Genomic DNA, 26,194 nt, shown 5'->3' on the forward strand with positions numbered 1-26,194 from the left:
GAAGTCAAAGAACGACTTCACTGTTCGGCCCTCCAGCGCTTGTCGGGGCTGAGCAAGCCGCTTGCGCATTTCTAGATTAGTAGGCTGCGTCTTTAACAATTTTATAGTTTTTATGATTGATGACAGTGCGTTGATCGAGCTCCAGATCCCGGAAATTGTTCATATATGTTAAATCAACAATTACTGAGTTTTCATTTACCTTCTCTACAACACCTTGCAGTCCTTCTTTGAATTCGATTACATTTCCAACTTCGGCTTTCTTCAAATAAACTCGCTCCTTCGTTATATTTCGAATTACTAACATTTTGCCTTAATTTTTACCTAGCGTAAAGGAAAATCCGCATTAAATTTGAATGTTCACGAAATTTTCATTTTATAAAAGTTAGAAAATTCAATTTATATTACCTATTATATAAAAGAAATACATTTCCATCCAGAAAAAAATTATTTTGTTTATCATTTCATTCCCTCCATACCTTTCCGAAAACATGGCAAAGGGATTTGCAAATTCATCACCAGAAGATAAAATAGTCATAGTATAAGAAACTTGAGGTGGTTCACTTGGATAAAGAACAGGCTATTAGAATGCTGGAAAGTTTAAAAAATAACGAAGTAGAGGAAATCTTTGTCGCGAAACAAGATTTCATGGAATTTCGTGAATTTCTTGTGAAAAGGGATGATTTCAAACATTTTAAGGGAATCGCTCAAAGAGGCGGAGATGTCATCTTCAGATATATAGATGAGGCAAGGAGCTAAATAAGAAGAAAAAGCGGTCTGTCAGTGTAAAATTTACTATCCCTATTAGTGGAATAGTAGTAAAATATTAACATAGACTGGTGAGGTGATCGCTGATGGAAACATTGTCCCCTGAAAGGCTAATGGAAGAAATCGAACTCAAACGAAGAGAAATGATTTCAGCCGCGAAGGAAACAGGTTTTCTAAGCGTACAGACCATTTCAGCAAGTCAGGAGCTGGATAAGCTTTTAAATGTAGTTCAGGAAGAAGGTTTCTTTTTAACAAAATAAATCTATCAGGAGCACTTGGAAAAAGTGCTCCTTTTCATTTGGATAAAAATGGTTGAAAATTCACATTTTTACTGGCTGATGGTAAACTTTTTATAAGCTTTTAAAAGGAAACCAAAAGAACATTCACATTAGGGGGAAAATGAATGGAACTGGCAAATAAACTAGAGCAGTTAAAAATAGAAATAGGTAAAAATGTTGTCGGGCGAGATGATGAAATAGAGATGATGGTGATTGCCCTTTTGAATAATGGCCATATACTTATGGAAAGTGTGCCAGGGACGGGGAAAACGCTGCTGGCTAAAACATTTGCACGTGCAATAAGCGGACAATTCTCAAGGATTCAATTTACACCTGACGTCTTGCCCAGTGATATTACAGGAATCCAGTTTTTTAATCCTAAACTTCAGGAGTTCGAATTGAAACCAGGCCCAATTGTCACCAATATTCTTCTGGCAGATGAAATCAATCGCGCAACTCCGAGAACCCAGTCAAGCCTGCTGGAGGCTATGGAAGAACACCAGGTAACAATCGACGGTCACACGATTCCCTTGAAAACCCCTTTCCTCGTAATCGCAACCCAGAATCCTGTGGAATCACAGCAGGGGACATTCCAGCTTCCGATCGCGCAGATGGATCGCTTCTTTATTAAGTTATCCCTGGGGTATCCAGAAGTTACTGAAGAAAAGGAAATGATCAAAAAACATAGATTTGGAACATCAGCGAAAGAAGTCAACCCGGTTATCAGTGAAGAGGATATCAATTCATTGAAGCAGGAAATCATGAATGTTAAGTTAACTGAGGTTGTTGAAGATTACCTATTGCAGATTGTACGAAAAACAAGGAACCATTCTTCGATTGAATTAGGAATCAGTCCGAGAGGGACGCTTGCATTAGTAAAGGCAGCCCAAGGGAGAGCACTGATTAAGGGTCGAGATTATGTAGTACCGAATGATGTCAAAGAGATGGCTCCCTTTGTGTTAGGACACAGAATTTATTTATCTGCTGAGGCATCGCTGACAATGACTCCCGAAAAAGTAGTCGAGGATTTGCTGGAATCCATTCCGCTGCCTGTTGAAGTAGAGGTTTAAGCACATGCAATGGAAAAAAATCGTCATCGAGGACCGTTTTCTATCCATATTGGCTTTTCTCGGAATTTTATTACTGATCGCAAGCTTTTACATAAATTCCTGGCTGATGTTCGGTGTCGGCCTGATGATCCTATTTATCGCTGGAGGAAATTCCTATTATCTGAAGCATATAGGAGAAGGTTTGTTTTTTGATAATGAACGTAAACGGAATCGCTTCTTTATCGGGGACAAAGGAGAGTGGAGCCTTCAGTTTCACAATCAAGGGCTTCCGATCATGAAAGGAAATCTCTCCATTTATTTTGATAGTGCGGTCGTCCCTGTGATGGGTGAATATCATATCCATTCTTCAAGAGTCGATGTAAGCCTGCCGTTTTCTGTTGGACAGCGAGAAAGGATTATGATTAATGTTCCATTTGCCGCAGAAAAGCGAGGATTATCAAAGATAAGGAAAATGGAGCTCCATATACCGCATTTCTTTGGTTTCGGAGATACAATTCTTGAGTTCTCTGACGTAATCAATAACGAGGCGCTCGTCTATCCACAAACTATTTCGGTGCATAATTTGGATAAGCATAAGTCAGTTAAGCCAGGCCAGAATCCATCTTTTTTCTCACTATTCGAAGATAATATGGGACCAATAGGCACAAGGGATTATCTGCCGACAGACAGCTTCAACAGAATTAATTGGAAAGCAAGTGCAAGGAAGATGGTCCTGCAGACGAAGGAATATGAGCGAATTAACGAAGCAGGTGCCGTATTGTTCATCAATATTTCAGATGGTTACTCAGTGACAGGCAAGCTGGAGTTTTTGATGAGCAGTACAGCGGAAATGGCTTATTTCTTTAACCGGAGAAATATTCCCTTCTCGCTCTGCCTGAATATCAGGTCTGCTGGATTTACACCATTTACCTACCTGCCATTGGGATCCGGGAAGGATCATCTGCAAAAGCTGCTTGACTTACTGGCTATCGCCGATTTTCATTCACCAACAATCCCGCATGAACAAATGCTGTTCTTTTACAAGCGGCATTTGCCGATTGCGCCGACCATGATCCATGCCGGAATCCGGACAAGGGGTGCGGATTCCTATATTCAGGAATGGACAAATGCTGGTGTCCAGTTATTCGAGCTGAAAATGCATAATGAACATGCATTATTGGAGCCGATGAAAATTATTTTGAAGGATGTGGCAGGCAAATGACAAGCCGTGTCATAAATGTATTTTTTCGCTTTTTTATAGAGTGGACTTTTGTAAGCCTCATTCTGGTGCTATTTCATTTGCTATCATCACAACGAATGCCTTTGTTTTCAACTATGATAATAGCCGCTGCAGCCTCCATTCTCTTCACGCTTTTATTGGAGCTGAAGCCGCGTCTGGCAAAGCCTATGTATCTTCTTGTATTCATGCCGCTTCTCTTTGCTGCAGGCAGCTTCAGCAATCTTGAGAACTTTTATACAGGGATTATGGCAATATTCATTTTTTGGAGAGTGCTTAAGTTCCACCAGGATTCAACGAGTCACTCAGAAAGTGTCTGGCTAGTCCTCACCTTTTTGATTGGGTTATTTCTTTCGCCGCTTGCTTATTTTTATGGCGGCTCATATTTGATCCAAATCGTGTTCCTTCTTCTCTTCCAGCTGCTGTTTATATTGTCAGGGCAATTTTTGCTGAAGTGGATTGATGTCGAACTGGCTTTGAAAAGGAGATTTGCAGTCACCTACTCGAAGCTGCTGGGGATTATTCTCCTCCTTGTTGCTGTATTAACTTTAGGAAGAGGTATTTTAAAAGAAATGTTCTTTTTTGTACTGCAAGTGGCAGGGTGGACGCTATCCATGCTGCTGTATCCCTTTTTTGCCTGGATTGGTTCGGCGGATATGCAGGCCAGAGCCAACAAAGCATTTTCGGGACAGTTGCCGAATATGGAAAATGAATCACCATTTGAGCAGTCCCGGCAGGTTTTCGACCCGGATTTCTGGGGACCTATTCTTTTCGCTGCCCTGATTGCCATTGGTTTTTATTTCATTTATAAAAAAAACAGTCTTTTCAGCATGCAGAGGGAGGAAGAAGCGCCAGAAGCCAGATTAATAACGACTGCCCATATCGAAGGGGGAGCAAATACCGGTGAGTTTACAAGAAGGCAGAAAGCGGCTCCTGAAAACCAGATAAGGAAGGAAATCTTCCAGCTTGAAAAATATGCACATAAAAAGGAACTGGGCCGGCTTAACCATGAAGATGTCAAAGAATGGTTCGACAGGCTTAGCATACAATATGACCCACGGACGATCCAGACGTATGAAAAGGTCAGGTATGGTGAGCAGCTGAACGAAAAATCGGATGGTTGGTTTAAGGACGAAATAAAGAAGGTCAAAAAGCAAATCAACGCATTGGAAAAAGTAAAGAAGGAAGAGAGCAAAAAAAGTTTGAAGGAAAACTTCAAACACCTTTTCAGACGATAAAATACTTTTTGTCACAATTTCGATAAAATGAAAACGTTTTACTGAAAAAAATGCTCAAAACCTTTAAAAATCAATGTTTTTTCATTGTCTATGACTATGCAAAATGCTATTCTTTTGTGTGGGATGCCAATCCGAATTTCTGCGGAAATGATTGGAAACAATATATGGTGTGAAAGAACAATACAAATGGGTAAAATACAAATATCATTTTGGCTAGGCCTGAGTTTTGACCTTTCGCTGAATTGAACCATTTAGTTTGGAAAGGCATCATGTATGGTCATCTTAATCATCTAATTAAAAGGAGAATGATATAGTATGGTACAAAAACAATTCAAGGTTGTTGCTGAAACAGGAATCCACGCACGCCCTGCAACGATGCTGGTACAGGCTGCAAGCAAGTTCGATTCAGAAGTGCACTTAGAATATAAAGAAAAAAAGGTTAACCTTAAGTCAATCATGGGTGTAATGTCTTTAGGTATCGGCCAGGGAGCAGAAATCACAATCATCGCTGAAGGAAGCGACGAGCAAGATGCTCTTAACACACTAGAAGAAACTTTGAAAAAAGAAGGATTAGCTGAATAATGGGCTTTCTCCAGGGAATTGCCGCTTCAAACGGCATTGCAATTGCGAAAGCCTATAAGCTGGTAGAACCGGATTTTTCTTTTGAAAAAAAGACAATAGATGCTCCTGCAGACGAAATTGCCCGTTTTCAGTCAGCGCTTCAGACAGCAAAAGCTGAGCTGGAAAAAATCCGCGATCATGCTGGAACTGCTTTAGGAGCTGATAAAGCAGCAATTTTTGATGCTCATCTTCTAGTATTGAGCGATCCAGAATTGATTTCACCCATCGAAGACAAAATCAAAACGGAAAATGTTAATGCAGAGCATGCATTAAAAGAAACGGCTGATATGTTCATCAGCATGTTCGAATCCATGGACAATGAATATATGAAAGAACGGGCGGCAGATATCCGTGACGTAACAAAACGGGTATTAGCCCATCTGTTGGGTATCCAGATTCCTAATCCTAGCATGATTGCTGAAGAAGTAGTCATCGTGGCGGAAGATTTGACTCCTTCTGATACGGCTCAATTGAATCGCCAGTTTGTAAAAGGTTTTACTACGAACATCGGCGGCCGTACTTCCCATTCAGCGATCATGGCTCGTTCAATGGAAATTCCTGCAGTCGTAGGCACAAAGGCAGCTACAGAAGAAATCAACAATGGGGATATCGTTGTTGTTGATGGTTTGAAAGGTGAAGTTCATTTCAATCCAACTCCTGAAGTGCTTGAAGCCTATAAGAAAATACAGGAAGATTTCGAAAAGCAAAAAGCTGAATGGGCTAAGCTCGTCAATGAAAAATCTGTATCAGCAGATGGCCATCATGTTGAACTTGCTGCGAATATCGGTACACCTAAGGATTTGAAGGGTGTAATTGAGAATGGCGGCGAGGGAGTAGGCCTTTACCGAACAGAATTCCTATACATGGACAGGGACCAGCTTCCTACTGAAGAAGAACAATATACTTCTTATAAGGCAGTGCTTGAGGGCATGGAAGGCAAGCCGGTTGTTGTTCGTACATTGGACATCGGCGGCGACAAAGAGCTTCCATACTTGAACCTGCCTAAAGAAATGAATCCTTTCCTTGGTTTCAGGGCTATTCGCCTTTGCCTTGAGGAAGTGGATATTTTCCGTACACAATTGCGCGCTCTTTTGCGAGCTAGTGTACATGGCAATTTGAAAGTTATGTTCCCGATGATCGCAACTCTGAATGAGTTCAGGGAAGCGAAAGCAATGCTTGAAGAAGAAAAAGCAAAATTGATTCAGGAAGGCATCGAGGTTGCTGACCATATCGAGCTAGGCATCATGGTTGAGATTCCTTCTACTGCGGTCCTTGCAGATCAATTTGCGAAGGAAGTCGACTTCTTCAGCATCGGAACAAATGACTTGATCCAATACACAATGGCAGCGGACAGGATGAACCAGCAAGTATCCTACTTGTACCAGCCGTACAATCCATCAATCCTTCGACTTGTAAAAATGGTCATTGATGCAGCCCATAAAGAAGGCAAGTGGGCTGGCATGTGCGGTGAAATGGCCGGAGACGAAACAGCGATTCCGATCCTGCTTGGTCTTGGCCTTGATGAGTTCTCGATGAGTGCCTCTTCAATCCTGAAAGCACGCTCGTTGATCAGGAACTTAAACAGAGCCGATATGGAAAAGCTGGCTTCAAACGTGCTCAACATGAGTACTACCGAAGAAGTAGTAGAAGCAGTAAACCAGGCAATTTCTTTGTAATATAATTGTATATAAAAAATGTTTTAACCTATACAAGGCGGGTATATATGAGTAAGCACTTTGGTTAGACTTTAATTAAGCTAATCATTCTCATTTTCCCCCAGATTTGGCCGGCTGATTATCAGCCGGCATTTTTTGTGTTTAAGTTTATTAAAAGTCAGAAGCCGGAGCAACTTCAGACAGGTTTGCAGGAAAAAGCAGAAAAGCTGTCAGAAGCCGTAGCGACTTCGGAACCTCTTATGGAGAAGAATAAAAGAAGCTGCCAGACAGGCAGCTTCTAAACTCTAAAAGGATTCTTCCATTCCATCAGCATTCCATAATTCATTGATTCTTCGTCTTCCAGGTAATTTGCCACAGGTCTGACCGGTGTACGGCCGCAGCGCAGCAAGAAGGAAACGACTGGATCCTTCAACTCACCTTGTAGTACTTTTTCTACATACTGGTCAATGGACATGTCAGCAGAGTGTAAGTGGTAACCTGGCATTCGGCCGCCGCCCAAAAGTCTTTCAAGACCTAATTTCACGACCGTCTCATACATAGATTGCATCATCCATTTTCCAAGCCCAAGCTTGCGGTAAGCCGGACTTATGCTAATATCGACAATGTAAAGGGTATTGCCTTTCGGGTTATGATTCCGGATATAGCCGTTATCGGTTATATCTGCCCAGGAATGGTCTTCGTCACCATTGTCTAAACGAACAAGCAAGCCAGTTATGGAACCGACGATTCTGCCGCCGATTTCCACGCATAGTGCACCATCCTGAAATAAGTTAATATGATTGGTCAGCTGTTCGGTATTCCACAAGAGTTCTTCAGGAAACGGAGGCGGGAAAGCTTCCTTTTGTATCCTGATCAACTGGTCAAAATCATCTGCTGTGTAGTTTCTAATGATGGCTTTTAACGGTTTGTTGCCGTCATTTACATATAGCTCTTTATAAAACATATCCGCACCCCTAAATATAGTATAGACATAGTATAGGAATAATTTTGACGCAAGGTCAAATCGAATAATGTGAACTTATTTAACTAAATAAAGTTATTTCAAATAAAACATATTACAGGTTTGGAAGGGCTTCTGTCAGGGTAAACTAACATTGCGCATAAAATGGTAGATCGTTCTGGAGGCCGAGGAGTAAATTCTCGGCCTTTTGCTATTTCTAGTGTTAAAATATATCTAAAATATAAAAAGGGAAGAAGGAGTACATATGCTGTCTAAAGAAGATACGGTAATTGGCTTTATTGGAACCGGCGTTATGGGAAAAAGCATGGCAGGGCATTTGCTTGATGCGGGTTATCAGCTCACTGTTTATACAAGGACGAAGGAAAAGGCGGCTGATTTGCTGGAAAAAGGAGCAGTCTGGTCAGATTCTCCACGTGACGTAGCACAAAAGGCAGATGTCATTTTTACGATTGTCGGTTACCCATCAGACGTGGAAGAAATTTATCTGGGTGAAGACGGCCTTATCGCCAATGCAAAGCAAGGCAGTTATTTAATTGATATGACTACGTCGACTCCATCCCTTGCAAAAGAAATTTATGAAAAGGCAAAAGAGAAAGGGATTCATGCAATTGATGCGCCAGTTTCCGGCGGTGATATTGGTGCCCGCGAAGCAAGACTTGCCATCATGGTGGGCAGCGATGATGAGGCTTTTCTTAAGGTAGAGCCACTGCTTAATATCCTTGGAACAAATATTGTTCACCAGGGAGAGGCAGGTGCCGGGCAGCACACAAAAATGTGCAACCAAATCGCGATTGCTTCCAATATGATAGGAGTATGTGAAGCGATTATCTATGCAGAAAAAGCAGGGCTGGATCCGGAAACCGTGTTGAAGAGCATATCGACGGGAGCAGCAGGCAGCTGGTCTCTCTCCAATCTGGCTCCACGGATGATTGACGGTAATTTCGAGCCTGGTTTTTACATCAAGCACTTTATCAAGGATATGAAAATCGCCCTCGATGAAGCAAAGCGGATGGATATGGAAGTGCCAGGGCTTTCTTTGGCATTGTCGCTGTATGAACAACTAGCGGAAAAAGGCGAAGAAAACAGCGGCACTCAAGCGCTGTATAAGTATTGGAAACAAACATAATATTTGCTAGTCATAGACCCCTCTCCAGGTAAAGATACTATAACCTAAAGGAGGGGATTTTTTATGGCTAAAAGGACGAAAAAGAACGACCCGCAGCAAAAGAACAAGAAGGGTTTTGATTCTGCAGTCATTGATTCTGAGTTCTCACATGAGATTGGCAGTGCTGCGACTAATAAGATCCATAAGGATAAAGCAAAAAAAGAGAAAGCTCCCAAGAATAACGGAAAATATAAGGGATAATAAAAAGCCGTTCCTGCTGACGAGGAACGGCTTTCCTAGTTTTATCGCAAATAACTTTCCAAACGATCGAGCCCTTCTTTTAGCGTATCCATTGAGTACGCATATGAAAGCCGGAAATATCCCTCTCCAAATTCAGAGAAAGCACTCCCTGGAACCACTGCCAATTTTGCTCCATTGACCAATTCCATACAAAAATCAAATGATGAAATATTGGAAGCTGGAATTTTGACAAAGAAATAAAACGCGCCCTCTGGCTTGATTACATCAAGTCCCATAGACTGGAGTCTGCTGAATACATAATCCCGCCTTGAAGCATACTCCTGCTTCATTGGCAATGCATCATCAATCCCAGCTGTCAACGCCTCTAAAGCAGCCATTTGCGAAATCGACGTTGCACAAGTTACATTGTATTGATGTACTTTCAATATATGCTTGGCCAAATATTCAGGCGCAAACAGCATGCCTATCCGCCAACCGGTCATCGAGTGGGATTTGGAAAGTCCGTTGATGACAATGGTTTTTTCTTTCATGAATTGGGAAATTGAAACATGCCTTTGCTCATAAACCAGTTCACTGTATATTTCATCCGCAAGGACAAAGATGTCCTTGTCCTTAAGCAGCTGGGCTATTTCTTTCAGTTCTGCCTCATTCAAACTGACTCCAGTAGGGTTTGAGGGATATGGAAGGACGATACACCTTGTTTTATCGGTAATCAAACTTTCAATCAACTCTGCGGTCATCCTGAATTGTGTATTCCTGATATCCGCATAGACCGGTGTAGCACCGCATAGCTTGATAATCGGTTCATACCCTGGATAAACAGGACCAGGGATGATCACTTCACATCCTTCTTCAAGAATGGTCCTGAAAGTGATATCTATAGCCTCGCTGGCGCCAACAGTAATAATCGCTTCATGATCCGCTGAATAATCTACATTATATTTGTTACGATAAAAATCAGTTGCAGCTTTTCTTAGCTGGATCAGTCCAGCATTATGTGTATATGTAGTGACGTTCTCATCAATTGCTTTTTTGCCAGCTTCCTTGACATGTTCAGGTGTCGGAAAATCTGGCTGGCCTATGGTCAGGGATACCATGTCTTTAACATCTGCCACCATGTTAAAGAATTTCCTGATTCCAGATATTTCAATATTTTTAACCCGATTGTTAATTAAATGTTCCACTTCTTTCATCCCTCCGATTGAATATCACTATTTTACCATGATGAACTCAAAAGGTGTATGGAACGGCTGCCTAACAAAAAGGAAATTTATAAATGGCAGCGAATATTAATATTGAAAGAATCAAAAGGAGTGAATCTGTTTGAAAATGGAAGAAATGAAAGCTCATTATACAGAATTTGATGGATGGATTGATTCATTAAAAAGTCTAACGGACTCTGAATGGAATATGCCTTTGGGGGAGGGGAAATGGTCTGTAGCAGCGGTTGTATCGCATCTGCTTTTCTGGGATCAATATTCATTAAAGGAAAGGTTCCCTTATTTCAAAGAAGGAGCGGAACTGGATTCCTATCCTGATTTCCAAATTGTCAACGAACGAGCAAGAGAGTATGCAGAAAATACAGCCACAAAGGAAGAAATTCTTGATGGACTGATTGCCGTACGCGCAGAATTCCATAAGATGCTTGATAAAATGGATGATGAAAATTTGGCTGCGGCATTCAAAATTTCTGACCACCACATGACGGTCGGTACATATATCATCGATTTTATCGAGCACGACCTTCATCATCAGAATCAGATAAATTCGGTATTAGGCAGGACATTAGTTAAATGATTAAGCTCTTTTCATATACAGGTTGCTTGCACTGACCATTTCTACCTGCACTTATTAAGCTGCGGAAGCAAGGGGACATTCGAAAAGCGGCAATCGTTAAAATAAGAGAAGTAAACCGAGCTTTCGGTTTGCTTTTTTATTTGGTTTTATTCTGTATATTTTCCATGCAGGCATGCCATTTTGACTACTATAGCACATTCAACCTCATTAACTAAACAGTTTAAATCATCCTGCCGATAAGAGGTATATAGTACTAATTCTATAACGAGAAGGAAGATCATGATGAATGACAGCAGTATATTATTAGAATCAGGCACGAATGAACTTGAAATTGTTGAATTTGGCATAGGCCAGAATAAGTTTGCGATAAATGTCATGAAAGTGAAAGAAATTCTTAACCCAGTACCGGTAGTAGCGATTCCTAACGCTCACCCATTTGTTGAAGGAATCATGGAGCTGAGGGGCGAAGTGCTGCCAGTCATCAATGTCGCTTCGGCGCTAGGGCTTAAAGAATCAACAAACCCACAGTTGGATAAGTTCATCGTTGCGGAATTCAATCAAATCAAGACAGTGTTCCATGTCCATGCAGTTTCACAAATCCACCGAATCTCCTGGTCTCAGATTGAGAAGCCGTCAGACATGTATCAGGGTCAGGAGAGCCAAATTATCGGAGTCATCAAGCTGGGAGGAGAAATGGTACTTTTCCTGGACTTTGAAAAAATTCTTCTTGAGATCAACCCTGAGTCTGGCATAAAGGTTAGCGATGTTAAGAAACTTGGTCCCAGGGAACGCTCTATGAAAAAGATCGTGATTGCGGAAGACTCTGCAATGTTAAGGAAAATGCTTCATGACACCTTGAGTGAAGCTGGATTCCAGTACCTTGAATTCTTTGAGAATGGCCATGATGCCATAACCTATCTGGAACAACTGGCAGTAGATGCAGATGTTTTTTCAGAGTCAGTACAACTGGTGATCACAGACATAGAAATGCCACAGATGGATGGACATCATCTTACTAAGAGAATTAAAGAGCACTCCGTTCTGCAAAAACTTCCTGTCATCATTTTTTCATCTTTGATCACGAATGAACTGCGGCATAAGGGGAGTGTAGTGGGAGCAGATGCACAGATCAGCAAGCCGGAGATTAGTGAACTGGTGCTGATGATTGATGAGTTGATTTTATAGTTCAAAAAAAGCAAAAAGAAAGCTGAATACCCAGCTTTCTTTTATGGATACCGTTCTCCCAGTTTCTTGAATACAGGTTTGGCATATTTCCTCGCCCTGCCTGCTCCGGCGGTTTCGTTGGATTCTTTCAGTCCTGTGTAGGATGACAATAGCTTTTTCGCGTTGGTCAATGAAATGGAGGCCCTTGGATTTCTCACTGACTGATCGAGTTTTCCTAAGTGGGGAAGCTGCTCGAAGTCCTGTTTAGTCGGCGGGATGTGGAATGTGTACTCACCGCAAACCACCAAGACATCTGATTGCTGCTGGCTGTTTCTCGGATTGTTTGAAAAATGGAGTCCTGTCTTCTTAGCTTTGCCTTCAGCAAGCATTTTTTTAATCGCATCATGTTTCAACTGATATAAAAACTTCGGATTGGGAGCAGTCTTGGCATGACGGTTCACGGTGAAGATTGCTTGTGAGAGGTTCTCGATCGTTGGGCGGAGTGAGGGGATCTTGTTCCTTTCATTATTCAATGGGATAGGCTCCTTTCATTATTACGGCATTGGTTTATAAAGACTTTCATTATCTAATATCATTATACCCTTAATTTGGCTGATTGAGAAATAGAAGCCTTCCGATGGAGAATTATCGTGTGATCGTTACTCTAGTTCCATTCGGTACTTGCCGAGCCAGCTCCAACACATCATGATTATGCATACGAATGCACCCTTTCGAAACAGCCTTGCCAATCGAACCTGGATTATTTGTCCCATGAATGCCATAACCAATTTTTGATAACGACAGCCACATGGAGCCGTATGGGCCGCCGGGATCAGGTTCTCTGTTTACAACCACAAATTCGCCGACAGGAGTTTGCGTCAGCATTTTCCCGATTCCTACGGGATAGGATTTTATCAGCTTGTCGGAGCGGAAAAGTGTAAGCCTTTTCCTGCCCAATGATACCGAAATCGAGTAAGGAATAGTAGCCGGGTCAGGAAGTCCAGGAATGACGATTCGCTGGCCAGGATAGATAAGTGAAGGTATGGTAATACCAGGATTTGCTGCCAGTATTTGTTGAAGCGACCTGCGATAGTTTGCGGCAATCACTGCCAGCGTCTCACCTCTTTTAACAATATGATACATAAAATCTCCTCCTCTAATGCAGTGTATGCCGCTTTTTTGAGGAGGGCTCCTCACAGTTAGTGATTGTCGTTTTTTAGCGAAAAATTGTAAATTTTTAAAAAATAGTATCGTTTTTCCTTATTTTAAAAGGTAAAATAGGAATATAAAACTAGTTCGGAGTCATGTACCAGGTACAATTGTACTTCTGGAATGAGGATGGTTAGATGAATCAGATCAAGCAATCAAGAATAACAAAACTAAAAAGCAATCTTGTTTCGACAAAAATAGAACAGATGATTTCAGATATTATCTTTAAACATGTGAAGGACCTTGTTTTTATCATGAAAGTCGAACCGGGTAATCAATTCCGTTATTTATTTGCCAATGAGAACGGACTGATCCATGCTGGAATGGCTGCACATGATATCGGCAGGACGATGGACGAGGTTTTACCTCAAGATCATCTGAACCCTTTGAAAAAACATTATATAAAGGCAGTGAAAGAGGGAGTGGAAGTTGTTTTCCATGATGAGGTAGACTTGGAGAATGACAGACTGGTTTTTGGCGAGACACTGTTGACTCCCATCAAGGCAGCTGAAGGAAAAGTTCAATATGTTGTAGCAGTCACTAGGGATATGACAGAAAACTTCAAAGAAAAGAATAGATTGATTGATAGCGAGCAACGGTACCGCTCACTCATTGACCATAATCTTGATGCGGTCTTTTCAATTGATTTGAAGGGGAAGATATTGGATGTCAACCCGGCCGCTCAATTATTGACAGGCTATACTGTCAAACAGCTTAAAACGAGAAAAATCACTGGTTTGATCTGTGAAAGTGATCTGCCGACTTTAAAGGAAGTCATATCCGAAACAAAATTGGGGAATGCAAAGGAATCGCTCGATTGTCGGTTCATGCACCGAAAGGGTAAATTGCTGACGGTCCATTTGAAGACGATTCCCATCGTGGTCCATTCTGAAATAAAAGGTATGTATATCATTTTACGTGATCTATCCGAACAGGCGAAAAACACTGAACTGATTAAATACATGGCATTCCATGACCAGCTGACAGGTTTGCGCAACAGGCGCGCACTTTTGGACCAACTGGATAGTCTTGTTAAAAATGTAAAAAAGCAAAGAGCCGAATTTGCATTACTATTTCTGGACATAGACCGTTTCAAGTACTTAAATGATACGCTAGGGCATCTTGTTGGTGACCAAATTCTAAAGCAAGTAGCACATCGGTTGGTTGATATCCAAAAAGAAAACTGTACTGTTTACAGACAGGGAGGCGATGAATTCATCATTCTCCTGGAAAAGACAGGCAGGAATGGTGCTGGGGAGTTTGCGCAAAAAGTATTATGCAGGTTCAATGAATCTTTTTATTTCAATTCCCAGGAGTATTATATCACGCCTAGTATTGGGATCAGTCTGTTTCCGAATGATGGCAAAGATGCAGAAACATTGATTAAATATGCTGATGAAGCTTTATATAGTGTCAAAGAAAAAGGAAAGGCCCATTATCAATTTTATCGCTCGGATATGCAGTCAACCGGTGTTAATGTCATAACGCTCGAAGCCCATTTGCGAAAAGCGATTGAACGAAACGAACTTGAACTCTATTATCAGCCGCAAATCAATTTAGTTACCAACGAAATATCCAGCTTCGAAGCATTGCTGCGCTGGAATAACAGTGAGCTGGGCTTTATTTCACCAGCCGAATTCATCCCGCTTGCAGAGGACACTGGACTGATCATCCCGATTGGGAACTGGGTTATTGACAGGGCATGCCGGCAAATCAAGGAATGGACGAAGAAAACAGGGAAACCAATCAGGATCGCTATCAATATATCTCCCAAGCAATTCATGCAGTTGGATTTAGTGCGAGTCATCAGGAACTCGATTGAGAAGCATGATATTGACCCATCACTACTGGAGATTGAAATTACCGAAGGCGCCATGCAGGATACAAAAGAGACAATCCCGATCCTGAAACGGTTGAAGGACCTGGGAATCAAAATCTCCGTAGATGATTTTGGAACAGGGTATTCTTCGCTTAGTTATTTGAAACAGTTTCCGATTGATGTATTGAAAATTGACCAGAGTTTTATAAGGGATATCAAATACAGCGGCAAGGATGCCGCAATTATTACGACGATTATCCACCTGGGCAATAGTCTCGGCATGGAAGTGATTGCAGAGGGTGTTGAGGAGCAGATTCAGGTTGACTTCCTGACGAATGCCGATTGCGAAAAAGCACAGGGATTCTTTTTTGCCAGACCATTAAGGGCAGAGGAAGCAGAGGAAAAGTTCATCCTGCAACCAAAAACAAGCAGCTGATCAGCTGCTTGTTTTTTCACTTTTGAAGGTGAAAATCGCAAGTTCAGGCTGGGATAAGAACCTGAAAGGAAGCCTGGTCGTTCCAAGGCCGCGATTCACGTATAGTGTTAGACCATTATTACGGCCTGCAGTGTAAAAGCCCTCCACATATTTTTCGGCAAAAGGCGGTGTTACCAGTGGGCCGTAAAATGGGATCTGAATTTGTCCTCCGTGGCTGTGACCGCTCAGCTGCAATTGTATGGGATGTTCTGCAGCTTCTTCTGCTTTGTCAGGTGCATGGGATAAGAGGATGGTATATGAGTTGTTTGGTATGTTGGCCATAGACGCGTTCAAATCAGGCCTGCCAAGCATAGCATCATCGATTCCGGCTATCCAAATCGAACTGCCATCAAGCAGCTTGATGTTAGCTGAGGTGTTCAGTAATAAAGAGAAACCTGATTGTTCCATGATCTGCTTATATAAATCTGAACCGTAGCCGCCATGGTCATGGTTTCCGTATACGGCAAACTTTCCAAGAGGCGCATTCAAGCGGCTCAATATGGAAATAAGCCTGGTTTTTTCGGCAAAATGTCTAGGGTCATCTATCAAATCCCCTGTAAAAACGATCAGGTCAGGGTTCAGCTTATTGATTTTGGTGATCAACTGCTTCAGCTGTTCCATCGTATACTGGAATCCAATATGGGTATCACTGAACTGAATAAGCCTCACTCCATCAAACCCGGATGGCAGCGCCGCATTTTTAATAGTATGACGGGTAATATCAAGCATACGGGGTTCGACTTCACGGGCATAGAAATAGCCTCCTGTGCCGAGTCCAGCAGCAGTTAATGCGGTTCCAACTGCCCTTTTAATAAAAGTCCTCCGAGTGATTTGTTCAGACATGAAAAATACCAACCTATCTCCGAATTTTCTCTACTATACTAGCAAACATACATGCAAAATAGAAGTGCCATTTTAGGGAAAGGTTTTTTAGACACGACATAAGGGAAGAGAAAGGAAATATGGAAAGCCCTTTTGTAGCTAAGCAGAATTGAGGTGTTGTGGATGGGTGATCATGAACTGAAGATGGAAATGATTTTTATTCCCGCAAAAAATGGGCATATAAAAGTTTTTGTGTATGGTTTTAATCATTTAGGAACATGGGGGAATGCGGTAGCCGTCTTTAATGGTGAAAGTGTAAGCGCAAAAGGGTTCAATAAGAAGAGGACAATCGTCCATTCGCTTGCAAAGCTTCATAGGTCGCTTCTGAAAAAGAGGAGAGAAAATTAGAAGGAATTCCCCCATTCTTAAAAATTCTTTGAATAGAGATAAATAAAAAGACAAGGCCGGAATAATATCCAGCCTTACCCCATAACTTAACGGTAACTGACTGCTCTGGATTGCATCGCTTTCCATGTTTCTATAAATCGATTTTTGTTTACTGGCACCTGTTTTCGGCCAGACAGAGGGTCGTTCAGATAGACCGTTGTTTCATTGAAACCGACCAGGACTACTGCGTGCAGGTCTAGTGGCGTCTTGATGACCTCATTGCCATGCGTCCAGGATTCCCAGCGATCGGGCAGCCGATAGTCGCCGGTAGTCCATACAACTGCTGGATAACCAGCAGACACTTGGTCAAGTACTGCTTCAAAGTCCTTGCCCGTCAAATTGACGGCCCTGCCTGGTAAATAACGATTGATTAAATCAACCATTGGTTTATCGAAGACCGCATATCCTGCGCGTCTACCTGTCATATCTCCAACAAAACCTTCAGCTGGATTACCCCAACTCAAAATATCTCCATTTGCTGACCTTTTCAGGGGATCATTATCTTTTTGTATCTCCTTGAAAAGCTTCATTTTATTTGTATCAGCTCCGGCAAAGTTCAGCATCATTGCCAGACTGGTCACTTCACAACCGTATTTTAATTCTGGATTTTGTTTGATCAAGGGTACGTTCAGTAATGCCTTGCTTTTTCGTTGCTGGTGTTGGTCTTGCTTTTGATTAGGGTTTGGGACCGCTATTTCCTGAATTGGCTCAGGACTTTCCATAATGATGGGTTCATTTTTGTTTTGTTGAACTTGTGCTTCATTTTCGGCGGGCGAGCCGTGGCTGCATCCAAGCAATGGAAGAAGAATGCCAATGAAATGCCACGTTTTCATGTCATCATCCTTCCATAAGCTTGTATTTAGTTTTAGGTTATCATAATGATTTTATGACTTGAGGAAAATGGAAACAGTGTAACTGAGGGAATACTCATATTATGATAAAATCATTCATATCAAATTAGTGGTAAGAAGTTTTAAAAACGTTTTGGAGCGCAACAAAATTTTGCAGGTTTTAGGGAGGTTTCAGATTGAATTGGATGCTCTGGATATTTTAACCGACCTTGAACATGTCGTCCCTTTTTTTCAGCCGATTTTTAATGCGGAGGAGCATAAAATCATTGGATATGAGGTCTTAGGCCGGTATATAAGCGAAAATGAGGAAATCAGTCTCGGATCTTTTTTTCAGGATGATACAATCCCTGAAGAGTACCGGATTGAAGTGGAAAATGTCGTTTTTTCTAAAGCGATGGAAATAGCGTCACGCTCAGGTGACCAGGACCTTTTATGGTTTGTCAACAAGGATGCTGGATTATTGATGGTGGATGATGGGGAAGGATTTTTGCAATTGCTCCTTTCATTCCATGATAAGGGGTTGAGGCCTGAGCATATAGTGCTTGAAATATCTGATCGTAATGTACAAAGCCATATTGAGCATCTAATCAATTACTATAAATCCTTTGGAATAAAAATTGCGATGGCCCAAGTGGGCAGTGAAAGCAGATATTTTGAGCGAATAGCCGGCATAGAGCCAGAGATTCTAAAAATTGATATGTCCTCGCTAAGATCAAACAATGCAGGCCCAGCCTATCTGGATGTCCTTCATTCTTTATCGATCCTTGCCCGCAAAATTGGTGCGACACTTTTGTTTGAAAACATTGAAACGCCGTATCAGCTGCAGTTTGCCTGGAAGAATGGAGGCAGGTTTTATCAAGGATTTTATCTAATAAAACCTCAGGGGAATTTAGTTGAAAAAGATATTCTAAAGGAAAAAATAAAGTCAGAAATACATGGGTTTATCTTATCTGAGAAGAAACGGCTTCATTCTTTTTTTGATTTGCGAATCGAGCTGAACACGAAACTCCAGGAATTGACAAGCCGAAATAAAAAAGGTCAAAATCCTAGTGAGTTCCTGATGGCAATGGGAGAAAGTCTTGATGGAATCGCATTCCGTATGTATATATGTGACGAAGACGGATTCCAGCTGTCACCTAACCTTTATAAAACAGGTGAGCATTGGATTTTGCAGCCTAAATACCTGGATAAGAATTGGAGCTGGCGACCTTATTTTCTTGAGAACATTATTAGAATGAGAACGGGGAAAAAGGGGATCTTGTCAGACCGATACAGTGATATTGAAACGGGGGAGGTAATCCGGACGTTTTCGCTGCCTTTGAATGGAGCTGAATTCTTATTTGTCGATTTAAGCGCATCTTTTCTTAATGAACGTGAAGGGTTATTTTAACAAACAGGAAAAGCGCATAGTAAATTGAAATATGTACAATTTATAGATACAGCCTTCTATAAAGGGGGATTTTATGAGTATATATACGACAATGCTCTTATTGGCAGGGGCAGGGGTGCTAGTTGCCGGCCTTTTCTATACCTGGACTTTTGGAAAGGGGCAGAAAAGAGCTCAAGGAAATCTGGATTCTCAGGTCCCAGGGGCTGTTCAGGAGCACGCTTACATCCGGAACCCTATTTTTTTGACATATATAATCGTGCTTTCTATAGCTCTGTTGTTCGTTGTTTATTTTGCGGTGACAACAGGATCACGATATTAACCTCCAAACCGGGGGTTATTTTTTTTTTTTACTTCTGAAGAGTTACGGATAATACTACAAATTTTTTAACATTTACGTTAGTTCGAGTCAGTTAAGGGTAAATTGATACTGTAAAACAGGTATCGTGTCAGATGCTGAAGTTATTTTACGAATGAATTTCATAATCATATAGGGTAAATGTTGGTAAAATTGTATTTACTAGTCATCATGGAGGAGGGGGAAGATGGACAAGCGGTCAAAGCTATTATTTTTGTTTATAACATTTTTATTATTCTTGATGCCGGCCAATGCATTTGCTGACTCAGATTTGGATGGCAGGGAAGACGTTTTTGCATTCCTCGGAAAGGCTTTTGATTCACAGGTTTCCTTAAGTGAAAAAGGCAGGACTATGGATGAGATTGAAGCTGTATTAAGCCCTTATTTTACAGAAGAATATAAGTCCCAATTCATTGGAGAGAATGTGGTAGGACAGGAAAATGATTACCAGACTTACGGAACCGACTTTGCTCCATATTACATTCCGTTTTATGCCTTTTCAGAAAAAACGAAAGTGGTTGAAATGGAGAATGAAATTTATGTAGTCGAGTTTTTTCCTGGGAATACAGAAGGACCAGTAGGCTATGAAGACCATTATGAAGGATTAAAGCTGGTTATTGAGGATGGTGACTGGAAGGTAGCTAAATATTTACATGATGAAGTTCCCGAGGAAGTAATCAATAAAGCCTACCCGGAAAAAGCGAAGGAGCAGCAGGCTTCAAAGCCTGAAAATGTAGACAATGTAGACAAGGAAATGGTCAGAACAACCGTATTTGGACCGAATTTCTCTGCGCTGAAGACGTTCATGGAGTTGGGAGTCATTTTCAGGAATGAAAACAGGACATTATTATTCGGTTTATTATAAAGATAAAGCGTGAAATCTAATCAGATTTCACGCTTTTTTTACTCTCTGTTAAACCCTATTTAATCCTTGATATCCAAAACTCGCTTCAGCTTTTCAAGATCAAAGCCTGTGATGATTTCTTCTCCAATCACTATGGTTGGCGTGGAATAGGAATTGTAAATTTCCGTTAGCTCCTGCTTGCTTTGGTCATCTAAATTGATATTTTTCTCTGTATACGAGAAGCCGAATTCACTCAGGAACATCTTAATGATTTGGCAAGGAGGGCAGTCATTCTGGGTGTATACTATGATGTCATTCATTTTATTTGCTTCCCCCGGTATTTTTGTTCAAATAATGGACCAGCCCCATGGCACTGACATTCACATCGAGATATAACAGTTCATATATTGGATGGTTGTCTGGCAGCCCTCGCTGGGTCAAGTGAGTTTTAATTTTATCATAAAGTTTCTGTGTAATCTGCTCAATTTGTTTTTCTGGATGCTTTTCTTCCATTACAACATTTTTTGCTTCTTCGATGAAAACTTCAAGCCAGCTCTCCACTTGCCTGAAAGCTTCAGGAGGGTTTTCAGACACGCCATAATGTCCAAAAAATATCCGCTTTACCCCAAGTTCCTGGAAGCGACTCATGGAATGAAGCATCTTTTCAGGATCAAATTGATTTGGGGATGTCGAAGGCAGGTAGAATTCAATGCCTTCACGATCAAGCTGCGGGTAATAAATTCCTGCAGTGTCACCAGTGAAGATGCCGTTGGCTAGCGGATGATAAATACTGAAATGGTGATTGGCATGGCCAGGAGTATCTAAAAACTTCAATGTAAGTTTATCGCTTATTTCTAATGTATCACCTTCACCTTTAATCATCAGGCGATCTTCCGGAATTTCAACGATCGGGTCAAAAAGCTGTGAAAATTTGTCGCCATATACAGCTTTTGCACCCATGATCAATCTTGAAGGATCAGCAAGATGCCTGGCACCCTTGGGATGTACAATTACTTTTGCATTCGGGCAGTGCTGTAACATCAGCCCCGCTCCGCCAGCATGGTCAAGGTGTATATGGGTCACGATTATGTATGAAATATCGGCAGGTGATACTCCTAATGTTTGTAAGCCTTCAAGGATATAGGGAATGGACGGGCTAGCGGATGTTTCGATAAGCGTCACCTTATCTTCTGTTAACACATATGTACCCGTGCGTTCAGGCATACTTAAATCAAAATCATCGATTAGAAAGACATTTTCAGTTAGCTGGACTGTTTTTTTCAAAAAATCACTCCTTTTCTCAAAGCTTTTACTTGTACATCTTCTGACATTATTTTATTCTGTTAATATTGACATGTAAAGAATTGTGTATAGAAAATTCTGAAATCATTTTACATGGATATAAATAGGCCAATTGCAAAATCTATTTATAAGTTATTGGTTTTTGTTTTGAAAGGAGAGGGAGCATAATGTCACAGCTTCAGGGAATAGTCACTCGTTTAAAGAATCTGCAAGAGCAGTCCAATGGAGGAGAACCTGCTCAACGCTTTTTTGAAGTGAATGGAGAGCGTAAATGCCAGGTTACATACCATCCAAAAACTGAAACATACGAATTGGAAATATACAATGACAAAGAAAAGCCTAAGAAATATCAATTCGACAACATTGATATGATTACAATCGAGATCTTTGATCTGATTCAGTAATCCTCAATAACAATGGGACCCATCTGTGGTCCTTTTTTGTTTTGAATTTTGCTAATATCCTCGTTTTCCTGAAGTAAACTAAATAAAAGCGCCCTCATTTATTATGTGGTAAAATGTAGTGGAAAGAAATCCATTTTAGGGAGTTTTCGCCATGATTAGTCTTTACAGCGGTGAGTTTTTGGAAGTATCAATTAAAGACCTGATGATTCCTTCTGAACGCGTAGCCCATGTTCAAGTTGGCAATAGCCTGGAGCATGCTCTGCTTGTTTTAACAAAGAGCGGGTATACTGCGATTCCTGTTCTTGATCCTCATTATCGTCTAATGGGTTTAATAAGTACACCTATCATAATGGATTCCATTCTCGGCCTCCAAAGAATCGAGTTTGAGCAGCTTGAGAGGAAGCGAGTAGAAGAAGCCATGAATACAAAAATACCAAGAATCAACATCCACTCAACTCTCAAATCCTCATTGGACCTTCTTGTTGATCACCCCTTCCTCTGTATAGAAGATGACTCTGGTATATTTGAGGGTATTCTGACAAGGCGGACTGTACTACTGAAATTGAGCAAACAAGTAAAAAGGTATAATAAGAAATAATATCATAAGGCAGCTCCCGGATCCGGGGGCTGAATTTTTTACATCTCAAGAGGTGTGTATATGGGACAGGCTGAACAAGAAATGAACAAGAAAGAAACAAAACGCTCTTTTGTCCTGGCAACTGTCATGCTTGCCATGTTCATGGGAGCTGTTGAAGGAACGATTGTGTCTACGGCTATGCCGGCAATTGTCGGTGACCTGGGCGGCTTTGCATTATATAGCTGGGTTTTCTCTGCTTATTTGCTGATGAATGCTGTTACTGTTCTCATCTATGGCAAATTATCGGATTTATTTGGCAGGAAACCAATTTTAACATTTGGTATTATCATCTTCTTGATTGGTTCGATTTTATCCGGGACGGCTGAAACGATGGAAATGCTGATTCTGTACCGGTTCATTCAGGGATTTGGAGCTGGTGCGGTCATGCCGATTGCCACAACCATTGTAGGGGATATCTATTCCAGGGAAGAAAGGGCGAAGATACAGGGCTATCTCTCCAGTGTGTGGGGCATTTCAGCTGTATCGGGACCGGCGCTCGGAGGCTTGCTGGTGGAATATGCAAGCTGGAGATATGTTTTCTGGATCAATGTTCCACTCGGAATTCTGGCAATCGCGGGTCTCTGGCTTTACCTTCATGAAGACATTGAGAAAAAGAAGCATAAGATCGATTATCCTGGAGCGGTTCTTCTTACTGTGGCAATAAGTTCACTAATGATTATCCTCGTTGAGGCGGGTGCGAATTGGGCATGGACGTCTCCCAAAACAATTGGCCTGATCAGCTTGAGCGTTCTTACCTTGATTCTCTTTATACTTCAAGAGAGAAGGGCAGAGGAGCCGATGATGCCATTTAATATCTGGCGGGAGCGATCCATATTCATCGCCAATATGACTTCTCTGACAACTGGTGTCATGTTAATTGGCATTTCCAGCTTCTTGCCTGCATTTGTACAGGGAGTCATGGAGAGATCTCCGATTGTGGCTGGGTTTACGCTGACGGCCATGTCAATAGGGTGGCCGATTGCTTCGGCTCTCAGCGGCCGCCTGCTATTGAGTATCGGCTATCGCAAGACTTCTTTATTTGGCGGTGCCGCATTGATACTCGGCAGTATCCTGTTTGTCACCCTGTCGCCAGAAGGTGGACCTCTATGGGCAGCAGCTGGGTCGTTTTTCGTCGGAGTAGGTATGGGTCTGACTAGTACTGCATTCATTGTATCCATCCAAAGTACTGTTGCCTGGCAGCAAAGAGGGATTGCGACAGCAGCCAATATGTTCATGAGAAACCTAGGCAATACAGTCGGAGCTGCCTTACTCGGAGGAGTCTTAAACAGCAGCATCTTGAGCTACATGAAAAACAATGGAGCAACAGGACAGGATCTCACGATAGATGCAGCGAATGTCCTGCTCAATGAATCAGAGCGGATGAAGCTTCCGACAGAATTAAAGACAGTTCTACAGGATGCACTGACAAACGCCCTTCATTCGGTATACATTGTCGTGTTCATTTTTGCTATTATCAGTTTGTTGTTCATCTTATTCCTGCCTAAAAAAGAGGAAGTTTGATTTATATGGTAGAGTGCGTTCACCTGCATTGCTCGAAAAAGAGAAAATGTGATGAAAACGGTAAAAGGAACATCCCTGCATAGTGGACAAAAGTAACAAGAGGGGAGTTCCAGCAATAGCTTTAAAACGAAAAACTGCAGATTTCTGCAGTTTTTTATTATAATGTAATTAATAATATAAGAAATACTTATTAAGAGGTTGAGTTATGTCATCTATTTCGGAGTTCCATCTTTTGTCCATACTAGCGCAGGAAATGAATATGAGGAAGGCAGCGGAGAGATTATTTGTATCACAGCCCGCTTTGTCCCAAAGACTGCAATCGATCGAAAAAGATTGGGGTACTAAGCTATTCCTCCGTTCCCAGAAAGGGCTGACATTAACGCCTGCGGGAGAAGTCGTCATCCAATTTGTCAATGACACCATTGCCAGGGAGGAAAAAGCAAGGGAATCCATTCATGCATTAAATTCGGAGGTGTATGGAACCCTTAAAATAGCCGTTGCATCAATCGTTGGCCAAAATTGGCTGCCACAGGTCTTGAAGAAATATGTAAACCGTTACCCTCAGGCGAAAATATCACTAGTGACTGGCTGGAGCAGTGAAATATCAAAGGCGCTATACGAAGATCAGGTGCACATCGGCATCATAAGGGGTACACCGGACTGGAAAGGTGTCAAGATCCACTTGTTCAAGGACAGCCTGTATTTGGTCGATACGGAAATAACAAGTCCAGAACAAGTATTGGATACGGACAGGCCGTTTATCCAATTTAAAAGTGACTCGAACTACTACCAGGAAATACAGGATTGGTGGTTAAGGCAATTTCAGACAGCGCCAAAAAGAACCATCATTGTCGATCAGATTGAAACGTGTAAACAAATGACCTTCAACGGCATCGGTTACGCTATCCTACCGGCAATAACACTGAATGGGGCGGAAAAGGACATCTTTAAAGTCCCGCTTCACGACGAAAACAATGAGCCTTTGGGGAGGGACACCTGGCTTCTGGGTTACGAATCAGCTTTTCGCCTGAAGCAAGTCCAGGCCTTCATTGATATCGTCAAAGAACATATTGTTGAGACCAAGAAAACTGATAAATAGTTTTTCTTGTTTTAAAAACTTTTGTTTGTTAAAGTAATTTTTAGAAAAGGCTGTTTTCCGTGTTGTTGCTTTAGCAGATTAATTCTATAAACGAGCAGCACGCTAGCGGAATAAGGCAAAGACATACATAATTTGGAGGCAAAGTATATGAAAATGATGGATGCTAATGAAATTATTTCGTTTATTCAAAATAGCAAAAAAGCTACTCCGGTAAAGGTATATATTAAAGGTGACCTTGAAGGAATCGACTTTGGCGAGAATGCCAAGACGTTCATCACAGGCAACACCGGGGTTATTTTCGGTGAGTGGGCTGAAATCAATCCGGCAATCGAAGCAAACCAGGCTAAAATTGAAGATTATGTCATTGAAAATGACCGCAGAAATTCGGCAATTCCTTTGCTGGACATGAAGAATATCAAGGCTCGTATTGAACCAGGTGCCATCATCAGGGACCAGGTTGAAATCGGCGACAATGCTGTTATTATGATGGGTGCGTCCATTAATATCGGTGCTGTTGTAGGCGAAGGTACGATGATCGACATGAACGTAGTACTAGGAGGACGTGCAACAGTCGGCAAGAACTGCCACATTGGTGCAGGTTCCGTACTTGCTGGAGTGATCGAACCGCCTTCAGCAAAGCCTGTTGTTGTTGAAGATGATGTCGTCATCGGTGCGAATGCTGTTGTCCTTGAAGGTGTCACAGTAGGTAAGGGTGCGGTAGTCGCTGCAGGCGCAATTGTAATCGACGATGTTCCTCCATACACTGTTGTAGCCGGAACACCAGCACGTGTCATCAAGGAAATCGACGAGAAAACGAAATCAAAAACTGAAATCAAGCAGGAGCTTCGCCAGCTTTAATAGCAAGCA

Annotated in this window: 31 protein-coding genes; 22 read left to right on the plus strand and 9 right to left on the minus strand. The window is 41.6% G+C overall.

The annotated features are described in order from the left end of the window. Window positions 1-76: 76 nt before the first annotated feature. Entirely contained in the window at window positions 77-265 is a 189-nt protein-coding gene (locus J7I80_RS21615) for a YkvS family protein (protein ID WP_192473581.1), read from the minus strand. Between the two features lie 296 nt (window positions 266-561). Between J7I80_RS21615 and J7I80_RS21620 the strand changes: the two genes are divergently transcribed. The 8 genes from J7I80_RS21620 to J7I80_RS21655 all read left to right on the plus strand — a co-directional run bounded on the left by J7I80_RS21620 (window position 562) and on the right by J7I80_RS21655 (window position 7,145). Beyond that, window positions 562-756 (plus strand): hypothetical protein, encoded by a 195-nt coding sequence (locus J7I80_RS21620; protein WP_214741285.1) that lies wholly within the window; start codon window positions 562-564, stop codon window positions 754-756. Window positions 757-851: 95 nt separating this feature from the next. After that, window positions 852-1,025 (plus strand): aspartyl-phosphate phosphatase Spo0E family protein, encoded by a 174-nt coding sequence (locus tag J7I80_RS21625; RefSeq protein WP_251027911.1) that lies wholly within the window; start codon window positions 852-854, stop codon window positions 1,023-1,025. 143 nt (window positions 1,026-1,168) lie between these two features. Then, a complete protein-coding gene (locus tag J7I80_RS21630; RefSeq protein ID WP_214741287.1) occupies window positions 1,169-2,113 on the plus strand; it encodes an AAA family ATPase in 945 nt (314 codons plus the stop codon). A gap of 4 nt (window positions 2,114-2,117) precedes the next feature. Beyond that, entirely contained in the window at window positions 2,118-3,314 is a 1,197-nt protein-coding gene (locus J7I80_RS21635; RefSeq protein WP_214741290.1) for a DUF58 domain-containing protein, read from the plus strand. A 77-nt stretch (window positions 3,315-3,391) separates the two neighbouring features. After that, window positions 3,392-4,567 carry a hypothetical protein gene (locus J7I80_RS21640; protein WP_214741292.1) on the plus strand — a complete coding sequence of 392 codons (1,176 nt, stop codon included), beginning with the start codon at window positions 3,392-3,394 and terminating at the stop codon, window positions 4,565-4,567. A 315-nt stretch (window positions 4,568-4,882) separates the two neighbouring features. Further along, on the plus strand, window positions 4,883-5,149 hold the full coding sequence (locus J7I80_RS21645) for a phosphocarrier protein HPr (protein ID WP_167831919.1): 267 nt from the start codon (window positions 4,883-4,885) through the stop codon (window positions 5,147-5,149). Next, window positions 5,149-6,864, plus strand: a complete 1,716-nt coding sequence (gene ptsP / locus J7I80_RS21650; protein WP_214741294.1) for a phosphoenolpyruvate--protein phosphotransferase — start codon at window positions 5,149-5,151, stop codon at window positions 6,862-6,864. The genes J7I80_RS21645 and ptsP overlap by 1 nt, the downstream gene beginning before the upstream one ends. 137 nt (window positions 6,865-7,001) lie before the next feature. Then, on the plus strand, window positions 7,002-7,145 hold the full coding sequence (locus J7I80_RS21655; protein WP_214741297.1) for a hypothetical protein: 144 nt from the start codon (window positions 7,002-7,004) through the stop codon (window positions 7,143-7,145). Here the strand turns inward: J7I80_RS21655 and J7I80_RS21660 are convergent. Beyond that, the gene (locus tag J7I80_RS21660) at window positions 7,142-7,807 is read right to left on the minus strand and encodes a GNAT family N-acetyltransferase (RefSeq protein WP_214741299.1); all 666 of its coding nucleotides are present in this window, start codon (window positions 7,805-7,807) and stop codon (window positions 7,142-7,144) included. The two genes, J7I80_RS21655 and J7I80_RS21660, sit on opposite strands and share 4 nt — an antisense overlap. A 262-nt stretch (window positions 7,808-8,069) precedes the next feature. Here J7I80_RS21660 and J7I80_RS21665 point away from each other — a divergent pair, with 262 nt between their 5' ends. Together J7I80_RS21665 and J7I80_RS21670 are read left to right on the plus strand one after the other, a co-directional pair. After that, a complete protein-coding gene (locus J7I80_RS21665) occupies window positions 8,070-8,951 on the plus strand; it encodes an NAD(P)-dependent oxidoreductase (protein ID WP_214741301.1) in 882 nt (293 codons plus the stop codon). Window positions 8,952-9,014: 63 nt separating this feature from the next. Then, complete coding sequence (locus J7I80_RS21670; RefSeq protein WP_167831916.1) at window positions 9,015-9,191, plus strand: hypothetical protein; 177 nt, start codon at window positions 9,015-9,017, stop codon at window positions 9,189-9,191. A 41-nt stretch (window positions 9,192-9,232) separates the two neighbouring features. On the opposite strand, the gene J7I80_RS21675 is transcribed toward J7I80_RS21670, so the two are convergent. Beyond that, entirely contained in the window at window positions 9,233-10,375 is a 1,143-nt protein-coding gene (locus J7I80_RS21675; protein ID WP_214741303.1) for an aminotransferase A, read from the minus strand. Window positions 10,376-10,520: 145 nt separating this feature from the next. On the opposite strand from J7I80_RS21675, the gene J7I80_RS21680 reads away from it, so the two are divergent. Next, window positions 10,521-10,988 (plus strand): DinB family protein, encoded by a 468-nt coding sequence (locus J7I80_RS21680; protein WP_251027915.1) that lies wholly within the window; start codon window positions 10,521-10,523, stop codon window positions 10,986-10,988. Between the two features lie 279 nt (window positions 10,989-11,267). Then, window positions 11,268-12,173: a chemotaxis protein gene (locus J7I80_RS21685; protein ID WP_214741307.1), complete on the plus strand. Its 906-nt coding sequence runs from the start codon at window positions 11,268-11,270 to the stop codon at window positions 12,171-12,173. Between the two features lie 41 nt (window positions 12,174-12,214). On the opposite strand, the gene J7I80_RS21690 is transcribed toward J7I80_RS21685, so the two are convergent. Further along, window positions 12,215-12,685, minus strand: coding sequence for a YkyB family protein (locus J7I80_RS21690; RefSeq protein WP_214741309.1), 471 nt, complete (start codon window positions 12,683-12,685; stop codon window positions 12,215-12,217). 112 nt (window positions 12,686-12,797) lie between these two features. Further along, a complete protein-coding gene (locus J7I80_RS21695) occupies window positions 12,798-13,295 on the minus strand; it encodes a L,D-transpeptidase family protein (protein WP_214741311.1) in 498 nt (165 codons plus the stop codon). Between the two features lie 203 nt (window positions 13,296-13,498). On the opposite strand from J7I80_RS21695, the gene J7I80_RS21700 reads away from it, so the two are divergent. Beyond that, a complete protein-coding gene (locus J7I80_RS21700) occupies window positions 13,499-15,616 on the plus strand; it encodes an EAL domain-containing protein (RefSeq protein WP_214741313.1) in 2,118 nt (705 codons plus the stop codon). Here J7I80_RS21700 and J7I80_RS21705 read toward each other — a convergent pair whose 3' ends face one another. Next, the gene (locus J7I80_RS21705; protein WP_214741315.1) at window positions 15,617-16,498 is read right to left on the minus strand and encodes a metallophosphoesterase; all 882 of its coding nucleotides are present in this window, start codon (window positions 16,496-16,498) and stop codon (window positions 15,617-15,619) included. It lies immediately after the preceding gene. 162 nt (window positions 16,499-16,660) lie between these two features. On the opposite strand from J7I80_RS21705, the gene J7I80_RS21710 reads away from it, so the two are divergent. Continuing rightward, on the plus strand, window positions 16,661-16,885 hold the full coding sequence (locus tag J7I80_RS21710; RefSeq protein WP_251027913.1) for a hypothetical protein: 225 nt from the start codon (window positions 16,661-16,663) through the stop codon (window positions 16,883-16,885). An 86-nt stretch (window positions 16,886-16,971) separates the two neighbouring features. On the opposite strand, the gene J7I80_RS21715 is transcribed toward J7I80_RS21710, so the two are convergent. After that, window positions 16,972-17,757, minus strand: coding sequence for a C39 family peptidase (locus J7I80_RS21715; protein ID WP_214741317.1), 786 nt, complete (start codon window positions 17,755-17,757; stop codon window positions 16,972-16,974). A 199-nt stretch (window positions 17,758-17,956) separates the two neighbouring features. On the opposite strand from J7I80_RS21715, the gene J7I80_RS21720 reads away from it, so the two are divergent. From J7I80_RS21720 to J7I80_RS21730, 3 genes are all read left to right on the plus strand, one after another. Further along, complete coding sequence (locus J7I80_RS21720) at window positions 17,957-19,165, plus strand: EAL domain-containing protein (protein ID WP_214741319.1); 1,209 nt, start codon at window positions 17,957-17,959, stop codon at window positions 19,163-19,165. Window positions 19,166-19,238: 73 nt separating this feature from the next. Beyond that, a complete protein-coding gene (locus tag J7I80_RS21725; protein WP_192473600.1) occupies window positions 19,239-19,484 on the plus strand; it encodes a hypothetical protein in 246 nt (81 codons plus the stop codon). 223 nt (window positions 19,485-19,707) lie between these two features. After that, window positions 19,708-20,385, plus strand: coding sequence for a DUF3993 domain-containing protein (locus J7I80_RS21730; protein ID WP_214741321.1), 678 nt, complete (start codon window positions 19,708-19,710; stop codon window positions 20,383-20,385). A 59-nt stretch (window positions 20,386-20,444) separates the two neighbouring features. Here the strand turns inward: J7I80_RS21730 and J7I80_RS21735 are convergent, their stop codons facing one another. Continuing rightward, window positions 20,445-20,684 (minus strand): glutaredoxin family protein, encoded by a 240-nt coding sequence (locus J7I80_RS21735; RefSeq protein WP_214741323.1) that lies wholly within the window; start codon window positions 20,682-20,684, stop codon window positions 20,445-20,447. A 1-nt stretch (window position 20,685) separates the two neighbouring features. Beyond that, complete coding sequence (locus tag J7I80_RS21740) at window positions 20,686-21,648, minus strand: MBL fold metallo-hydrolase (protein WP_214741325.1); 963 nt, start codon at window positions 21,646-21,648, stop codon at window positions 20,686-20,688. 185 nt (window positions 21,649-21,833) lie between these two features. Here J7I80_RS21740 and J7I80_RS21745 point away from each other — a divergent pair, with 185 nt between their 5' ends. The 5 genes from J7I80_RS21745 (at window position 21,834) to dapD (ending at window position 26,185) form a co-directional block, all read left to right on the plus strand. Continuing rightward, on the plus strand, window positions 21,834-22,070 hold the full coding sequence (locus J7I80_RS21745; protein ID WP_214741327.1) for a YkuJ family protein: 237 nt from the start codon (window positions 21,834-21,836) through the stop codon (window positions 22,068-22,070). Window positions 22,071-22,221: 151 nt separating this feature from the next. Next, window positions 22,222-22,668, plus strand: coding sequence for a cyclic-di-AMP-binding protein CbpB (gene cbpB, locus J7I80_RS21750; RefSeq protein ID WP_214741329.1), 447 nt, complete (start codon window positions 22,222-22,224; stop codon window positions 22,666-22,668). A gap of 60 nt (window positions 22,669-22,728) precedes the next feature. After that, the gene (locus J7I80_RS21755; protein WP_214741331.1) at window positions 22,729-24,228 is read left to right on the plus strand and encodes an MDR family MFS transporter; all 1,500 of its coding nucleotides are present in this window, start codon (window positions 22,729-22,731) and stop codon (window positions 24,226-24,228) included. A 205-nt stretch (window positions 24,229-24,433) separates the two neighbouring features. After that, on the plus strand, window positions 24,434-25,327 hold the full coding sequence (locus J7I80_RS21760) for a transcriptional regulator CcpC (protein ID WP_214741333.1): 894 nt from the start codon (window positions 24,434-24,436) through the stop codon (window positions 25,325-25,327). 147 nt (window positions 25,328-25,474) lie between these two features. Then, window positions 25,475-26,185, plus strand: a complete 711-nt coding sequence (gene dapD / locus J7I80_RS21765) for a 2,3,4,5-tetrahydropyridine-2,6-dicarboxylate N-acetyltransferase (protein WP_214741335.1) — start codon at window positions 25,475-25,477, stop codon at window positions 26,183-26,185. Window positions 26,186-26,194: the final 9 nt, after the last annotated feature.

The organism is Bacillus sp. ISL-41, assembly GCF_018613235.1.
GTDB lineage: Bacteria > Bacillota > Bacilli > Bacillales > Cytobacillaceae > Mesobacillus.

What these genes read in the sequence shown, in the direction of transcription:
- J7I80_RS21625 (WP_251027911.1), top strand. Translation starts at nt 852, where the DNA reads ATGGAAACATTGTCCCCTGAAAGGCTAATGGAAGAAATCGAACTCAAA.
- J7I80_RS21630 (WP_214741287.1), top strand. Translation starts at nt 1,169, where the DNA reads ATGGAACTGGCAAATAAACTAGAGCAGTTAAAAATAGAAATAGGTAAA.
- J7I80_RS21635 (WP_214741290.1), top strand. Translation starts at nt 2,118, where the DNA reads ATGCAATGGAAAAAAATCGTCATCGAGGACCGTTTTCTATCCATATTG.
- J7I80_RS21645 (WP_167831919.1), top strand. Translation starts at nt 4,883, where the DNA reads ATGGTACAAAAACAATTCAAGGTTGTTGCTGAAACAGGAATCCACGCA.
- ptsP (WP_214741294.1), top strand. Translation starts at nt 5,149, where the DNA reads ATGGGCTTTCTCCAGGGAATTGCCGCTTCAAACGGCATTGCAATTGCG.
- J7I80_RS21660 (WP_214741299.1), bottom strand. Translation starts at nt 7,807, where the DNA reads ATGTTTTATAAAGAGCTATATGTAAATGACGGCAACAAACCGTTAAAA.
- J7I80_RS21665 (WP_214741301.1), top strand. Translation starts at nt 8,070, where the DNA reads ATGCTGTCTAAAGAAGATACGGTAATTGGCTTTATTGGAACCGGCGTT.
- J7I80_RS21670 (WP_167831916.1), top strand. Translation starts at nt 9,015, where the DNA reads ATGGCTAAAAGGACGAAAAAGAACGACCCGCAGCAAAAGAACAAGAAG.
- J7I80_RS21680 (WP_251027915.1), top strand. Translation starts at nt 10,521, where the DNA reads ATGGAAGAAATGAAAGCTCATTATACAGAATTTGATGGATGGATTGAT.
- J7I80_RS21685 (WP_214741307.1), top strand. Translation starts at nt 11,268, where the DNA reads ATGATGAATGACAGCAGTATATTATTAGAATCAGGCACGAATGAACTT.
- J7I80_RS21695 (WP_214741311.1), bottom strand. Translation starts at nt 13,295, where the DNA reads ATGTATCATATTGTTAAAAGAGGTGAGACGCTGGCAGTGATTGCCGCA.
- J7I80_RS21700 (WP_214741313.1), top strand. Translation starts at nt 13,499, where the DNA reads ATGAATCAGATCAAGCAATCAAGAATAACAAAACTAAAAAGCAATCTT.
- J7I80_RS21705 (WP_214741315.1), bottom strand. Translation starts at nt 16,498, where the DNA reads ATGTCTGAACAAATCACTCGGAGGACTTTTATTAAAAGGGCAGTTGGA.
- J7I80_RS21710 (WP_251027913.1), top strand. Translation starts at nt 16,661, where the DNA reads ATGGGTGATCATGAACTGAAGATGGAAATGATTTTTATTCCCGCAAAA.
- J7I80_RS21715 (WP_214741317.1), bottom strand. Translation starts at nt 17,757, where the DNA reads ATGAAAACGTGGCATTTCATTGGCATTCTTCTTCCATTGCTTGGATGC.
- J7I80_RS21725 (WP_192473600.1), top strand. Translation starts at nt 19,239, where the DNA reads ATGAGTATATATACGACAATGCTCTTATTGGCAGGGGCAGGGGTGCTA.
- J7I80_RS21730 (WP_214741321.1), top strand. Translation starts at nt 19,708, where the DNA reads ATGGACAAGCGGTCAAAGCTATTATTTTTGTTTATAACATTTTTATTA.
- J7I80_RS21735 (WP_214741323.1), bottom strand. Translation starts at nt 20,684, where the DNA reads ATGAATGACATCATAGTATACACCCAGAATGACTGCCCTCCTTGCCAA.
- J7I80_RS21745 (WP_214741327.1), top strand. Translation starts at nt 21,834, where the DNA reads ATGTCACAGCTTCAGGGAATAGTCACTCGTTTAAAGAATCTGCAAGAG.
- cbpB (WP_214741329.1), top strand. Translation starts at nt 22,222, where the DNA reads ATGATTAGTCTTTACAGCGGTGAGTTTTTGGAAGTATCAATTAAAGAC.
- J7I80_RS21755 (WP_214741331.1), top strand. Translation starts at nt 22,729, where the DNA reads ATGGGACAGGCTGAACAAGAAATGAACAAGAAAGAAACAAAACGCTCT.
- J7I80_RS21760 (WP_214741333.1), top strand. Translation starts at nt 24,434, where the DNA reads ATGTCATCTATTTCGGAGTTCCATCTTTTGTCCATACTAGCGCAGGAA.
- dapD (WP_214741335.1), top strand. Translation starts at nt 25,475, where the DNA reads ATGAAAATGATGGATGCTAATGAAATTATTTCGTTTATTCAAAATAGC.